The sequence below is a fragment of the Microcoleus sp. LAD1_D3 genome (assembly GCF_036702135.1).
GTDB lineage: Bacteria > Cyanobacteriota > Cyanobacteriia > Cyanobacteriales > Microcoleaceae > Microcoleus.
Genome location: NZ_JAUBSB010000010.1, coordinates 112,714 through 126,369, shown reverse-complemented (window position 1 = coordinate 126,369; position 13,656 = coordinate 112,714). Strand labels below are relative to the sequence as shown.

Here is a 13,656-nt window from a genome sequence, read left to right as displayed (position 1 = left end):
ATGACTTGGGACTTATTGCCTTTGATCAAGCAATAATAAAAACTGGTTAAATCTCTTACTTTAGGTAGTGGTTAAAACAAATAATAGCTTTCTAGAGCGTCCGAAAATTTAGCTTAAAATAGACACTAAATTCCTCACTCAAAATATGAAAGTCCGCTTTAACGTAGTCCGCCAAAATCAAAACGAGGCTCCCCGGGTTCACACTTACACCCTAGATGTGGAAGAGAGCAATACCATCCTCGACTGCCTCAACATTATCAAATGGGAACACGACGGCACTTTAGCTTTTCGCAAAAATTGCCGCAATACAATTTGCGGCAGTTGTTCTATGCGAATTAACGGTCGATCGGCATTAGCTTGCAAAGAAAATGTGGCCAGCGAACTCGCAAGACTGCAAAAAATAGCCGATTCCAGCTCAGCAGAAAAGCCTACTGATTTCATCCCAGAAATCACCGTCGCCCCAATGGGAAATATGCCGGTCATTAAAGATTTGGTTGTTGACATGACCAGTTTTTGGGACAACCTAGAAGCAGTGGAACCTTATGTCAGCACCGCCTCGCGAGCAATTCCAGAACGCGAATTTCTGCAAACTCCAGAAGAGCGATCGAAACTCGACCAAACCGGCAACTGCATCCTCTGTGGTGCGTGCTATTCTCAGTGCAACGCCCGCGAAGTCAACCCGGAATTTGTCGGCCCCCACGCCCTCGCCAAAGCTTACCGCACGATCGCCGACTCCCGCGACAGCGAAACCGAAAATCGGCTCGAAAAATACAACGAAGGCACCGCAGGCGTCTGGGGATGCACCCGCTGTTACTACTGCAACTCGGTTTGTCCGATGGAAGTCGCGCCGATGGATCAAATTGGTAAGATTAAACAGGAGATTCTCGATCGCAAAGACGACCAAGCGAGTCGATCGATCCGCCACCGCAAAGTCTTGATCGAGCTCGTCAAAGAAGGCGGCTGGATAGACGAGCGCAAGTTTGGCATCGAAGTAGTAGGAAACTACTTCCGCGATGTTAAAGGTTTGCTGAGTCTGGGCCCGTTGGGTTTGAGAATGATCGCTCGCGGCAAGTTCCCGCTGTTTTTTGAGCCTTCAGAAGGTACCGAAACCGTGCGAAATCTGATCGAATCGGTTCAAAGTTTAGAAAAGTCAGCAGATTAGCGATCGGCTGTCATTTCTCTTGTAAATTAGAAGTTGTGCGATCGCAAAGCTTCCGAAAACTCATCACTCAAAACTCGAACCTCAAAACTTTTAAATGACTGCTAAAACTCCTCCCTCCCCAAAACCGACAACCCCAAATACCCCAAAACCAGAACCAGCGTTTGGGTGGAATGCCTATGCAGAACAAATCAACGGCCGATTTGCGATGGTGGGATTCGTGGGACTTTTGCTGCTAGAATTCTTTACCCGCCAGGATTTTTTTACCTGGCTGGGTTTTCGTTAAATTAATCTAAATCCAGAATGGAAGTTGAAAATTTATCGCTATTTCAGCTTCCCTTCTACTTTTAAAATTTATTTAAAATACAGTTTATCAAATTATAAATGCAAAATTATGACTTTTCTAGTTTCCGATAACACAGGAATGTACCAACGTCGAGCGCACTACAAGTAAGTGCGCTCGTCCTTGAATTATAGGGACACGGCAATGCCGTGCCCTGACTCCGAAGTTTCGTTCAAACTAATTTCCAGTTATTTCGCGGACGGTCAAACTATACTTGCCTCTACCTTTTGGAGGCGGATCGTAAGCATTGACAATGACGCGATAGCGACCATTCGCAGACAAGGTAACAGAAATCTCTGAATTGGAATTTTGCTGCGTTGCATCATCATTTTCTCCAAGTAGCTCGCCCTGGGAGTTGAAAATGGCGAGATAAGTATCAAACTCGGTACTTTCTACAGTAATAACCACTTTCTGGCCCTGAGTGCCTTCAAAGGTATACTCGTCGTACAAACTGCTGTCGGAGGGCAGTACAGAAGACTTGGCAGGGCTGAGTTCTCCGTTTTGTTCTAAAATGACTTTAGATGAACCCGCATCAGGACTCGGCCGAGGTTCTAGAGTTGGGCTCTGAGTTGGCGAACTCTGTGGTGAGGGCGACGGGTTGGGGCTTGCTTGCGCTAAAACAGCCTTGTCAGCAGGCTTCGCGTTAGGTAAATTTTGGGGAATTTCTCCTGAAATGAGGGTGGAAATACTGTTAGCAACTCCACCTGAATTTGAAACTGGCAGGGAGAGTGTCGGCTTACCAGAAAAAGTAGCTACCAGAGCAATTGGCGCGATCGCCCAAAATCTAACTTGACGCATGAATTACCTCGATTTGCAACGAAGAAGGAAGTTCGGCAACGGATGAGTGTAACGGATTTAACGGATGCAAGAAGGAAGTTCGGCAACGAGCAATGTACGGGATTTAACGGATGGAAGGAAGCAGGAAGAAAAATAATTCGACCAATTCCCAATTCCCAATTACCAATTACCAATTACCAATTACCCATTTTCACCGGACAGTTAGAGTGTAACGACCCCGGCCCGCAGCATCGTAAGCATTGACAATTACGCGGTAGCGACCCGTAGCGGGCAAAGTAACGCTCAGAAACGCATTTTTAGTCGAATCGCTCGCATCGTCATTTTCTGCCACTAATCGGCTATTAGGGCCAAAGATAGCCACATAGGGATCGAAATCTGTGCTTTCGAGGGAAATGGCTACAGACTGACCCGATCGACCTTCAAAAGTATACTCGCGATACAGACTGTTGTCAGACGGCAATACCGGGCCGCCTGCGACTAAAGCGCCTTCTTCTTGCAAAATCGCCCGAGAAGGCCCGGTAGGAGCACTCGCTTTCAGTTCCAACGTATAAGCCCCCGACTGCCTAGCTTGGTAGGAATTTGCCACTAACGTGTAAGTCCCGTCTGCTGGCAGCCTGACTGTAATTCTGGCGTTTTTATTCCCGGCCCCGTCATCGTCTTGCGCGATTTCGCGCTGGTTGGGCCCGAGCAAAATTAAATAAGGGTCAATCTCTTGACTTTTCATTTCTATTGTGATTTGCTGGCCCGCTTTTCCCTCAAATGAGTAGAGGTCAAAAAAGCTGTTGTCGGTGGGCAGAACGCTAGACTTGTCGGTGAGGAGGCCGCTGACGGGGGGCCCATTTAACGCAACTTTTTGAGGTGATTTGTTGCCACCAAAGGGCGATCGGGCTTGAGCCGCGCGGGGAGCTCGCCCTTCTCGCACCGCTGTCAGGAAAGCGGGTAATTTGTCTGCGGAAATTGCAAAACCGATACCGATACTGCCACCGCCCCGACCGCGAGTAAAAATAGAAGTATTGACGCCGATTAATTCTCCTGAACTGTTGAGCAGTGGGCCTCCAGAATTGCCGGGATTGATGGCGGCGTCGGTTTGAATTAAGCCCCGCTGCTGGTCGATGCGGCTGACGATTCCGACTGTCAAAGTACCTTGAAATTGACCGAAGGGATTGCCGATCGCAAATGCTTGTTGGCCGACTTTCACCGAACCGGGACTGGCTAAAGGGATGGTGGGCAAATTGTTTTGACCGCGAATCTTCACCACGGCTAAGTCTAGACCGTCTTCGCCGAATCCGATGACATCGGCGACAACTTTTCTGCCGTCTGACAAAATGATATTGACGGTACCGCCTGCCGAAACAACGTGGGCGTTAGTTAACACCATGCCGTCGGGGCTGATAATTGTGCCGCTGCCGTTAGATTTATCTGTATCGACGGTAACAACCGCCGGACTAGCCTTTTCGTAGACTCGAATATTGGTTTGTTCTGCGACACTTTGGGCGATCGCACCCTGGGAATGCACCGAGTTAAATTCCGTTAAATCTGTTGATTGCCGTACAGGGGATGTCGTAACAACCGCAGCAGCGCTGGCTGCAACCCCAACCGTTAAAATTCCCGGTACTGCTAAACTTAGAAGTTTGAAATTCATGGCGATCGATTATTATTTAGCGATCGGTAGCTAGGAATTAGGTTTTGTGGCTAACCGCTAACTACCTTCTGTAATTATTTTATGACTTGCACCACGGTAGTGACATTCCTCACGCCGGTTCTCCAATTCGGGAATCTGAATCAGCAGCTAAATACTTAAAATTAGCTTGTCGTACCGCAGCATCCTCATTGCCGTAGAAAAAAGACAGCAAAGCAAAACGCTGGCCGCTAATCACCGGCGTCGCTTCATGCAGCAAAGAACACGAAAAAATAATCGCCGTGCCACAATCCCCTTTATAACCGTGCGGCGCGTACTCTGGAAACCGTAAAAATCCCCCCGTGTACTCTCCCACATTCAAGTTTAGCGTCATCGCAAACCTGCGGTGCAGCGTAGCTTTGCTAGTGTTGTCGCGGTGCGGCCGAAAATAACCGCCGCTGTCAGCATCGTAACAACCTATCAAATACCGTTCAAACCTGGTAATTGTAAACTGAAAAGCTTTTTCTACTTCCGGCCGCACCCGGCGCAAAATAATCGTATTCAATTGTCGCTGTAACTTTGGGTCTTCAATAAAGAAATCTCGGCGTTTCTTGAAATTCTCGTCGTGAATGCCAACAGTTTTCCCCTCCACTTGCCTCATAAAGCCCGAGGGACTGCCACCATTAGCTTTGTACATATCGATCCAACGGCGGCAAGAGGCTTTGTCCAAAACGTTAGGAATTACCAACACCGGGGCGTGGCGAGTGGCTGGTCGGGCTTCCTCAATTGGGGGCAAAGTTTTGAGAAAATCTAATACTTGTTGGGCGTGTTGGTGCGGTTCACCCATCGGCAAAATATTAATTACCTGAAGGTTTTCGTTGAGTACAAAAGTTTGTGGTGCATAGTGAACTCCGGCAACTCCATTTTGTTCGACATCTTGGGAAACACCGTACTGCTGGCTGACTGTTTTATCCAAGTCCCAGAAAAAGAGGAATGACGGAGCAATTGTTGTCGGTCTGTTTTGTTCTTTGTCTGCTGGGTCAACGCTCACTCCGAACCGCGGCACTTGCAAGCTTTGGAATTCTTCTGAAAGCTCTTGAAAGCTTTTGAGGATAACTTGGATTTGTTCAAAAGCTGCGCTGGCAAAGAAAAAAAGCACGACTCGTCGGCCGCCAACAGTCGGGAAATGAAATGAGGGGTTATTTGTAGAAGGAACAGAAAACCAGGGAGCCGGATCTCCTATTTCGAGTAATGGCATATTGCTGATTTAAGATTTGGGATTTTATATTTAGATTATTATGTTGTCGATTAGTTCCACAGGTGCGGTATGTTAAAATTGTTTTTTACAAAAAAATTAGCTTTTATCTGTGTATATCTGCGTTTGTCTGGGGTTTCACACTCGCAATTTACAGTTTTTTTAATAAGTCTAATATCTGATAATAAGTAGATGGGTATCAATAATACGCAACTTAGAGTTCTGCGGTGTCGCAAGCCGGAGCTGCGGGATAAATGTTTATTTCACCCACCTACTTATGTTTGGCTATTTGTCGAAACTGGGGGAATTATCCGGTTGGTCTTCCGGGTATTCTACAGGTCGATACTCCACGTAGTCTGACGGCGGTGCTTCCACGTCGCGGTTGCTGGGGCGAGACCTGGATGATTCCGTAGGACGGGGTTTTTTGGTTCTCGGCGGGGTATCGGAACTGCGGTTTTCCGAAGCTGGGGGGCGACTGCTGCGGCTGCGGGTCGGTCTTTCTTCGGGGTTGTCTGAAACGTCCCAGTTGTCAGACTCTTGGGCAGGCGGGGCTTCTGGGCGAGAGGGACGTTTGCGCGAGGATCGATCGGGCAAATCGGGCTTGGAGGTGTTAACGCTGCCGTTACGATTCGAGGGACGGCGGCGGGGTTCGTCGTCGTAGGCTTCCCGAGAGGAACGGTAGTCTTGGCTGCCTCTGATCCGGGGACGCGGCGGATAGTCTTCCTCTGGTTCTAGCTGCTCCATTTCGGCATCGTAGCCGTCGTAACCGTAGGCGTTGCTGACCGGTCGCTCTTCATCTACGTATTGGGCGCGAGTTTTGGCTTGGGCTGTGGTCGCTCCTCGCAGCTTGATGCTTTCCGTTGCAAAAAATATGGCGGTACCGCTGAGCAGAAATTGACCGAATGCCAGAATTGGGTCAAGCCGCCACCCTTGAAATAACAGAATACCGCCGCACAGCAAGCCGACTGCTGCAAAAAAAATATCGTGGTCTCGGGCTAGTTTGGGACGCCACGATCGCAGAAAATACAGTCCTGCCCCTGCTACTGCTAGGATGATCCCTAGCAGGCTGCTCCAGTTCAATCCTAAATTGACCATTAGCCTATCTCCTATGTCTTTCCTATGTTAGCGAGTTAGATTTTACATCTATCATTAAGTCTGTCAGCCCGACTGTGCTTTCTGGGGCAGCCTCCGGTCAGGGTTTCAGCTTGGGAAGTGAGTATAATAATGAGTTTAACGGGAAAAAACCTCAGCTTAGCAGTCAACTGAAGGTTTTGCCTTGACAGTTGCTGGCAGCCGAGGTTTCTCGGATCGGGGAAATGCCCGACTTGTAGCCCACAATTGACTTGCAGCGCCGGACTTAGAGACCCGCTGACTTTTTAGGTGCGCTTGATTTTGTCTTTTTGGCTGATGAATATCAGGCCGATCGTTGCTGGAAGCACTACCACCACCACGCCGACCAGCAGGCTGTACAAAAAGTTCGCGAGAGAAGGAGTCATAGATTCCAAGCCTTTGTTACAACAATTTGATTTTTATTAATTTTATACTTTCGATCGCACCTGTGAAACGGTTAAAATTATGAAGGGCAGACTTAACAAAACTTAAATTTTCGAGATAAGACCCATGACTGGTATTACCGTTGCAAGTTGGATTCTGGGATCTGTCCTAGTCGTGATGACCTTGCTGTTTATTTTTCGGATCGTCCTGACTTGGTATCCCGAGGTGAACCTGAGCAAGTTGCCGTTGAGTCTGATCGCTTGGCCGACGGAACCTTTTTTAGCCGTAACAAGAAAGATTGTACCGCCGATCGGCGGGGTGGACATTACGCCGATTATTTGGGTGGGTATCTGTAGCTTGCTGCGAGAAATGATTCTCGGTCAGCAAGGGCTGCTGACCATGATGATGTAAGAGTCATTAGTCATTAGTCATTAGTCATGACTGACGCAAAAAGAGGTTTGACGCGGGAAGTATAGGGGTAAGGTGCGCACTGCGCACCCTACATAATTTAGGTTCTGCGTCCAAGACTTTAACTAATGACTGTTTTGGTTCAAGAACTGTTCGACGAAATTAGTGTAAACTTCGCCGCTGAGAAACTCGGGGGAATCGAGGATTTTTTGGTGGAAGCCCAGGGTGGTAGGAACGCCAGTGATGGCGCATTCCCGCAATGCCCGTTTCATCCTGCGGATGGCTGTCGGTCGATCGCGCCCCCATACAATTACTTTACCGATTAAAGAATCGTAGTAAGCCGGTATTTCGTAATCGGTGTAAACGTGAGAGTCCATCCGCACGCCGGGGCCACCGGGAGGCAAATAACCGCTGATTATGCCGGGGTGGGGTCGGAAATTGCGATCGGGATCTTCGGCATTGATGCGGCACTCGATCGCGTGGCCGTTGAGAATTACTTGGTTTTGCTTGATTTGCAGTTTTTCTCCTTGGGCGATGCGGATTTGTTCGGCTATCAAGTCGAGGCCTGTAATCATCTCGGTGACGGGATGTTCTACTTGGATGCGGGTGTTCATTTCCATAAAGTAGAACTTGCCCGATTTGTCAAGCAAAAATTCGACAGTCCCCGCACCCGTGTAGTTGATGGATTTGGCGGCGGCAATGGCGGCGTGACCCATTTGATCTCGCAGTTTCTGGCTGAGGGCGGGGCTGGGGGCTTCTTCGAGGAGTTTCTGGTGTCGCCGCTGAATCGAACAATCTCTCTCGCCGAGGTGGATGACGTTACCGTAGTTGTCGGCGAGGATTTGGATTTCGATGTGCCGGGGTTTTTCGATAAATTTTTCGAGGTAAAGTCCGGGGTTGCCGAAGGCTGCGTCGGCTTCGCCTTGGGCTGCTGAGAATAGTTTGGGGAGTTCGGATGCTTCTCTAACTAGCCTCATCCCGCGGCCTCCACCGCCGGCCGTGGCTTTGATCATCACAGGATAGCCGATGTCGCGGGCGATCGACAAAGCTTCGCGATCGTCTGCCAGCAATCCCTCGCTACCGGGAACTGTGGGGACTTTCACCCGCTGCATAGTTTCTTTGGCGGTGGATTTGTCGCCCATCGCCCGCATCGCGGCAGGAGAAGGGCCGATGAAGGTAATTTGATGGTCAGCGCAGATTTCGGCAAATCGGGCGTTTTCGGCGAGGAAGCCGTAACCGGGGTGAATGGCTGCGGCGTTGCGTGTCAGGGCTGCCGCGATAATGTTGGGGATGTTTAAATAGCTTTTGCTGCTGGTGGGGGGGCCGATGCAAACGGCTTCGTCTGCCAACTGGACGTGCAGGGCGTGCTTGTCTACGGTGGAGTGAACGGCGACCGTGGCAATCCCCATTTCCTCGCAGGTGCGCAGTATGCGGAGAGCTATTTCTCCCCGATTAGCGATTAAAATTTTCGAGAACCCCATCTTCGCTGCTTAATTCACTCAATATTCTGTACAATAATGCCTTTCGGTATGTTCTGGATAATCGTTTTCCAGAAATTGTTCACAAAAATTTATTTTACATTTTGCTGGTAGTGGTGCTATGATTGTAAATCGGCGGTGTCAAAGGGCAAGTCACAAGTTAAATGTCAGGAACCTCAACCTGTGAATCTTTAACTGGTAACGCAAAAATCCCGGAGATTGTCGGAAAGAGCGGATGTGGCGGAATTGGTATACGCGCACGCTTGAGGTGCGTGTGGCATTATGTCCTTGCGAGTTCGAGTCTCGCCATCCGCATTGAATATATAAAACAACTGTTGACAGTTTTGGCTGTTGGCAGTTGTTTTATATTTGATGGGTGGGTGGCCAGAAACCGGGTTTTTGCGAGAATATTTGGTTACGGTGCGAAGATTTGGGAAAAAACCCGGTTTCTTTGATTGTGCGCGAATACCTCGGATGCGGATTCATCAGATATCTTTAAGTACGATCGAACTTCTGACAGATCCGCACCATACAAAATACTGTTTAACTGTCGATCGACAATTGTGTTTGAATTAGAAACATAGATACTTATCGTTTGTCAAGTAGAATGGGATTAGTTAGGTTCCGAATCCGAGAGTTGGCTGACGAAAAAGGATGGACGCTAAAGGATGTTGCCGATCGAGCCGAGGTTCCGTACAGCACAGTCAGGCACTATGCTCGATCGGAAGGACTAGCAACGGTTGATATCACATCCATTCAAAAGATAGCTCGCACCCTCGATGTTTTGATTGAGGAGTTGATGGAAGTTGTTAAAGAATGAACCGATGAAATTATATTAGCAAACGGAAGTTAGATCGATGACATCCTACGCCTTAAACTTACCCGTTCAGTTACAGCAAGAAGCTGAAAAATTGGCAACACTCCAAGGCATTTCCTTCGATCAGTTTATCCTCTGGGCTGTAGCCGAAAAAGTCGCTACCCTCAACCAGCGGAATGACGATCCGGCTTTTCCTGAAATCACCTATGTGCGCGGCGCTAGCGGCGAACTCGTTCCCGTTTTGCGCGGCACTCGGTTGCGGGTGCAAACAGTAGTCATCGCAGGGCAGAAATGGGGTTTTTCTCCAAACCAAATTGCCACTGAGTATGATTTAAGTGAAGATCAAGTGAACGATGTTCTCGCTTTTTATGCCGCTCACCATCACGAAATAGACGCATCTATTGCCGCTGAGCAAATTATCGAAGCTGCTCATGTCTAAACCGCTATTGCATCTAGATGCCGATACCTCTATTAAAGCTTTGCAAGCCGCCCTTTTATCTCGCAGTCACGATGTCACTCGGACACCGACTGAGTGGATGGCTTTAGATGCTAGCGATGAGGCTCAATTGCTAGAAGCAACAGCGCGAGGGCGGTGTATTTTTACGTTTAATATCCGGGATTTTCAGGTTTTAGCTCAGCGTTATCCCGAACATGGTGGCATCATTTTGGCTGCTCAAAGATGAAGTTTCTTTGTTTGTGTAGCCGCAGTTTCAACCGCCGGATTTCTACACAAAAGAAGTACAATAATTATGGCAAAATAAGAATTACTCATTTATTTGATCGCCATTATCCCAATGACTACCGTTACCCAAGCAGAAATTGAACTGTATCGCTCCCAATTACAAGAATATCCCGATGCTCTAAAAGAGCTTGATGTACTTGAAGAGTGTGAAGGCGATTTAGAATATGCAGCCGAAACCTTAGCAATTAAGTCAGGAGAATTAGACAACGATCTAGATGCAAAAGACCCGAATGAGCCTAGCTGGTTAGAAAAATCAGCAGATAAATTGCGTCCTCATATTTGTACGCAAGCCTTTAAAGACGTATTGAGTCAAGGTTTTGCTGTTGCCTTGGGTTCGCTAATAACTGCTGGCGTTTACATAGGAGTACCATTAACACTGGTACTTATTTACATAAGCACGAAAAATTTGGACAATTTTTGTCAGGATTGCTAAACGCCGATCGCAGTGAAGCCAGCCCAGTAATGAGGTTCAGCAAAAGGAAACGGCTTGCGGTTCAGTGCGCCATCCAGAGGAGCATTAACAAAGCGTGTGCGTTCTTTTTTGGGCAACAGTTTAAATGTTTGATCAATTTGCGGTTTGAGGCATTTTAATAATGCTTCAAGCCCCTCTGAAGTCAGATTCCGCAGCCATTGTTGTGCCTCATTGAGAGCAGTAACCGTTGATAGAGTTTCTAGGTTTTCATAGAACCGAATCAGTAACAAAGTGCTGGCGAGTTCATCCACTTTCCAAAGGGTACTTACCATACTAGGGCTACCTGCTAAGAGAAATCCGAAAGGTAAGCCGATATATTCATCGCTGGTTCTGGATTCTGTCAATCCAGTTTCGCAGGCGGAGAGGGTGACAAGACGACATTGATTTAGGTCAAGATTAAAGATTTCCAACAGTGTCAAACGTTCTTTATTGGCGAATACCAGGGATGATTCCAAAGGCCAGTCAGGCTCGAACTTGCCGTGACAACCGAAATGGGCGCAGTTGGCAAAGCTGAGTTTCGCCTTTAGAATTGCGTTCTTATTAGCATCATCTTTTGCCAAGAAATCATTAGATTTGAATTTGTGACGGATGTTAGCGGCTTGCAGTTCAAGTAAGTAGCGGTCTTTGGTAGGATTGGCAATAGCAAATAGGTGAGAGAAATTAGGGCGTTGTCGCTGTTTCGCCTGTTGCAGTAGTTGGCAACTGGGGGCATAGCTGACTCCACCAGGGAATAAGTCGAGAAGGCACGATTCGGATTTGGACAGGGATACAGTGATAGAAGAATCGATTTCATCGGTGCATCCGCTTTCAAAATCCCTTTCGTGGGAGATTGGCAACGCATGAAGGGGGAAAAGATGCAGGAAGCGATGGGGAATTAAAATCAGTTGATCGCACGGTTTCGGAATATTCTTTAAAATCTCATCAAGATGCAAAATCTCAGCTAGGTTTTGGAGGCGGGAGGCTAGTTTTTGCTTCCATTGGGGTTTTCTCTCTTTGTAGTCTTTTTGATACTCGTTATCCCAATTTTCCAAGGCTTGAAAGTCTGCTCTTGAAGATTGCCAGATTATTGGTGTTGGGGATTGTGGGGTGATGATGAAAGTTATAAATTTATCGCCTATGATGTACCACTCAAGAATAGCGGTGTTTTCACCTGTAAGAATTTGAATGTCTTTGTAGAGGATGGGCTTAACTTTTTGGGTTAGGCTAAAATCACGATCGATTGGTGTAATTTCATGAGCAATCAATTCATCGAGTTGTTTACGCAGTTTGGTGAGATGAGTAAAATCGCGGCTAGTGGTTAGGCTGTCGATTTTGAGGCGGCGTTCTCCCAATATTCTGCCACCATTACTGTTACGGTTTATCTGTTCGATTTCCAGTTGTCGCTGTTCGGCCTCAATTTCTCGACCGAGGCGCGACAATTCGTTGAGAACAGTTTCGGGGATATTGCCTTTAGGTTTGATGTCACGGTTGGCAAACAGTTCTACAAGGTTTCGGGCTTTGCTGCGTTCGGCATATTCCACAGCTTCGGTGTCGCGTTGCAGTTCGATGCAAACCTCTACCATGGCCAGATAAAGTTCATTCCATTCTTCAGCTAATTTCTGTTTGCTTTCATCTCCAGATTGAATCTCGCCCCGTAAAAATTCTACTGTTTCAATCGCTCGGGCATAGGTATCATAAGCGAGTTGCCATTGCTGGTTACTTCGATAAAGATCAGCTAAATTAGACAAAGTTGCTGTATGGTCTTGCGGGAAATTCTCATGAGTTCTGATAGTTAAAGCATTGTGATAAAGTGCGATCGCCTTTTTGATGTTCTCAGGTTTCTCTCCCATAATTCTGTGAAAGTAGGCAGTTGCCAGATTATTTTGTGTCCCTGCCCAATCTTGGGGAAAGGCTTCGCAGGTGTAGACTGCTAATGCTGTATTGTAAGAGTTGATCGCCTTTTCGATATTCTCAGGTTTCTCTCCCATAATTCTGTGAAGGTAGGCAGTTGCCAGATTATTTTGTATCATTGCGTAATTTTCGGGAAAGTCATCGCGGGTGTAGAATTCTAATGCCACAGTATAAGATGCGATTGCCATTTCGACATTCTCTGCTTCATCTCCCCTGATTCTGTATAAGTAAGCAGTGGCCAGATTATTTTGTGTCCCTGCCCAATCTTGGCGAAAGGCTTCGCGGCTGTAGACTGCTAATGCTGCATTGTAAGAGTCGATCGCCTTTTCGATATTTTCTGCTTGATCTCCCTTGACTCTTTTATAGTAGGCAATTGCCAGATTATTTTGCGTCGTTGCCCAATTTTTGGGAAAGCCATCGCGGGTGTAAATTTCTAATGCCGAAGTGTAACACTCGATCGCCTTTTCAATATTCTCTGCTTGATCTCCCCTGATTCTCTTCCAGTAGGCAGTTCCCAGATTATTTTGCGTCCTTGCCCATTTTTGACTCCCCCGTTCCCAATTACTTAAAACTATTTGATAACCTGCGATCGCAATTTCAATATTATTCGCTGTATTTCCAAGCGAAAATTTACTAATATGAATACTTAAATTTTCAATAACGGCGATAATTGATTCAATTTTTTCTGGATTTTCGTCGGCAATTAAATTTTGAGCCACTTGCTGTAAAATCTCGGCAAAACGGGCATTGAGGAGATATTGCCGTCGAGCCAGCATTCGGTAAATTACCGCAACATCGCTCTTGCTATCTTGTTCTGCTTGCAATAATTGTCTAATAAAATTTGAATATTTTTGTGGATTTTTACCCTCAAAGTTATCGCTATCTTCCTCTTCATTAATCCCCAAAAAATCGCATATTTGGCTGGCAAAATTTCGTAAAAAATGAGCCTGATTTTCCTGACCTTCCTCTGCCAATTTTTCTGCTACTACCTCGCAAAATTGCAGAAACCCCGAATCTACCAATCCTGAGTTAGCCTCTAAAATCTGCGGTTTCTCACCGTTGGAGCAATTCAGGAGTGTCACAATCAATTGCTGATAAGCTTGGGCGCGGGTTTCTTCCATTGTGGGGAGTTGTCAGTAACACCGATGTTTATTTTATCACGATTGATGGTTTGGCGGTTGA

14 protein-coding genes and 1 tRNA gene are annotated in these 13,656 nt (G+C 47.0%); 8 read left to right on the top strand and 7 right to left on the bottom strand.

Annotation, left to right across the window (positions count from 1 at the left end; translation table 11 throughout):
* Window positions 1-145 precede the first annotated feature (145 nt).
* Together QUA74_RS08630 and QUA74_RS08625 are read left to right on the top strand one after the other, a co-directional pair.
* Window positions 146-1,162, top strand: coding sequence for a succinate dehydrogenase/fumarate reductase iron-sulfur subunit (locus tag QUA74_RS08630; protein WP_333327025.1), 1,017 nt, complete (start codon window positions 146-148; stop codon window positions 1,160-1,162).
* 94 nt (window positions 1,163-1,256) lie between these two features.
* A complete protein-coding gene (locus QUA74_RS08625) occupies window positions 1,257-1,445 on the top strand; it encodes a chlorophyll a/b-binding protein (RefSeq protein WP_006634850.1) in 189 nt (62 codons plus the stop codon).
* Window positions 1,446-1,679: 234 nt separating this feature from the next.
* Here QUA74_RS08625 and QUA74_RS08620 read toward each other — a convergent pair whose 3' ends face one another.
* The 5 genes from QUA74_RS08620 to psbX form a co-directional block, all read right to left on the bottom strand.
* Window positions 1,680-2,300 (bottom strand): pre-peptidase C-terminal domain-containing protein, encoded by a 621-nt coding sequence (locus tag QUA74_RS08620; RefSeq protein WP_333327023.1) that lies wholly within the window; start codon window positions 2,298-2,300, stop codon window positions 1,680-1,682.
* 190 nt (window positions 2,301-2,490) lie between these two features.
* Entirely contained in the window at window positions 2,491-3,942 is a 1,452-nt protein-coding gene (locus QUA74_RS08615; protein WP_333327021.1) for a trypsin-like peptidase domain-containing protein, read from the bottom strand.
* Window positions 3,943-4,051: 109 nt separating this feature from the next.
* A complete protein-coding gene (locus QUA74_RS08610; RefSeq protein WP_333327019.1) occupies window positions 4,052-5,176 on the bottom strand; it encodes a redoxin domain-containing protein in 1,125 nt (374 codons plus the stop codon).
* Window positions 5,177-5,458: 282 nt separating this feature from the next.
* A complete protein-coding gene (locus QUA74_RS08605; RefSeq protein WP_333327017.1) occupies window positions 5,459-6,268 on the bottom strand; it encodes a Ycf66 family protein in 810 nt (269 codons plus the stop codon).
* 281 nt (window positions 6,269-6,549) lie between these two features.
* Window positions 6,550-6,669 (bottom strand): photosystem II reaction center X protein, encoded by a 120-nt coding sequence (psbX, locus tag QUA74_RS08600; RefSeq protein ID WP_006634855.1) that lies wholly within the window; start codon window positions 6,667-6,669, stop codon window positions 6,550-6,552.
* A 124-nt stretch (window positions 6,670-6,793) separates the two neighbouring features.
* Between psbX and QUA74_RS08595 the strand changes: the two genes are divergently transcribed.
* A complete protein-coding gene (locus tag QUA74_RS08595) occupies window positions 6,794-7,078 on the top strand; it encodes a YggT family protein (protein WP_006634856.1) in 285 nt (94 codons plus the stop codon).
* 122 nt (window positions 7,079-7,200) lie between these two features.
* Here QUA74_RS08595 and accC read toward each other — a convergent pair whose 3' ends face one another.
* Window positions 7,201-8,556 carry an acetyl-CoA carboxylase biotin carboxylase subunit gene (gene accC / locus QUA74_RS08590; protein ID WP_333327015.1) on the bottom strand — a complete coding sequence of 452 codons (1,356 nt, stop codon included), beginning with the start codon at window positions 8,554-8,556 and terminating at the stop codon, window positions 7,201-7,203.
* 228 nt (window positions 8,557-8,784) lie between these two features.
* Between accC and QUA74_RS08585 the strand changes: the two genes are divergently transcribed.
* The 5 genes from QUA74_RS08585 to QUA74_RS08565 all read left to right on the top strand — a co-directional run bounded on the left by QUA74_RS08585 (window position 8,785) and on the right by QUA74_RS08565 (window position 10,545).
* Window positions 8,785-8,868: transfer RNA gene (locus QUA74_RS08585), tRNA-Leu, on the top strand.
* A gap of 292 nt (window positions 8,869-9,160) precedes the next feature.
* Complete coding sequence (locus tag QUA74_RS08580) at window positions 9,161-9,373, top strand: helix-turn-helix transcriptional regulator (protein WP_333327013.1); 213 nt, start codon at window positions 9,161-9,163, stop codon at window positions 9,371-9,373.
* 37 nt (window positions 9,374-9,410) lie between these two features.
* A complete protein-coding gene (locus QUA74_RS08575; RefSeq protein WP_333327011.1) occupies window positions 9,411-9,809 on the top strand; it encodes a DUF433 domain-containing protein in 399 nt (132 codons plus the stop codon).
* Complete coding sequence (locus QUA74_RS08570; RefSeq protein WP_333327009.1) at window positions 9,802-10,053, top strand: DUF5615 family PIN-like protein; 252 nt, start codon at window positions 9,802-9,804, stop codon at window positions 10,051-10,053. The genes QUA74_RS08575 and QUA74_RS08570 overlap by 8 nt, the downstream gene beginning before the upstream one ends.
* Window positions 10,054-10,164: 111 nt before the next feature.
* Window positions 10,165-10,545, top strand: coding sequence for a hypothetical protein (locus tag QUA74_RS08565; protein ID WP_333327008.1), 381 nt, complete (start codon window positions 10,165-10,167; stop codon window positions 10,543-10,545).
* On the opposite strand, the gene QUA74_RS08560 is transcribed toward QUA74_RS08565, so the two are convergent.
* The gene (locus QUA74_RS08560) at window positions 10,542-13,595 is read right to left on the bottom strand and encodes a CHAT domain-containing tetratricopeptide repeat protein (protein ID WP_333327005.1); all 3,054 of its coding nucleotides are present in this window, start codon (window positions 13,593-13,595) and stop codon (window positions 10,542-10,544) included. The two genes, QUA74_RS08565 and QUA74_RS08560, sit on opposite strands and share 4 nt — an antisense overlap.
* Window positions 13,596-13,656 lie beyond the last annotated feature (61 nt).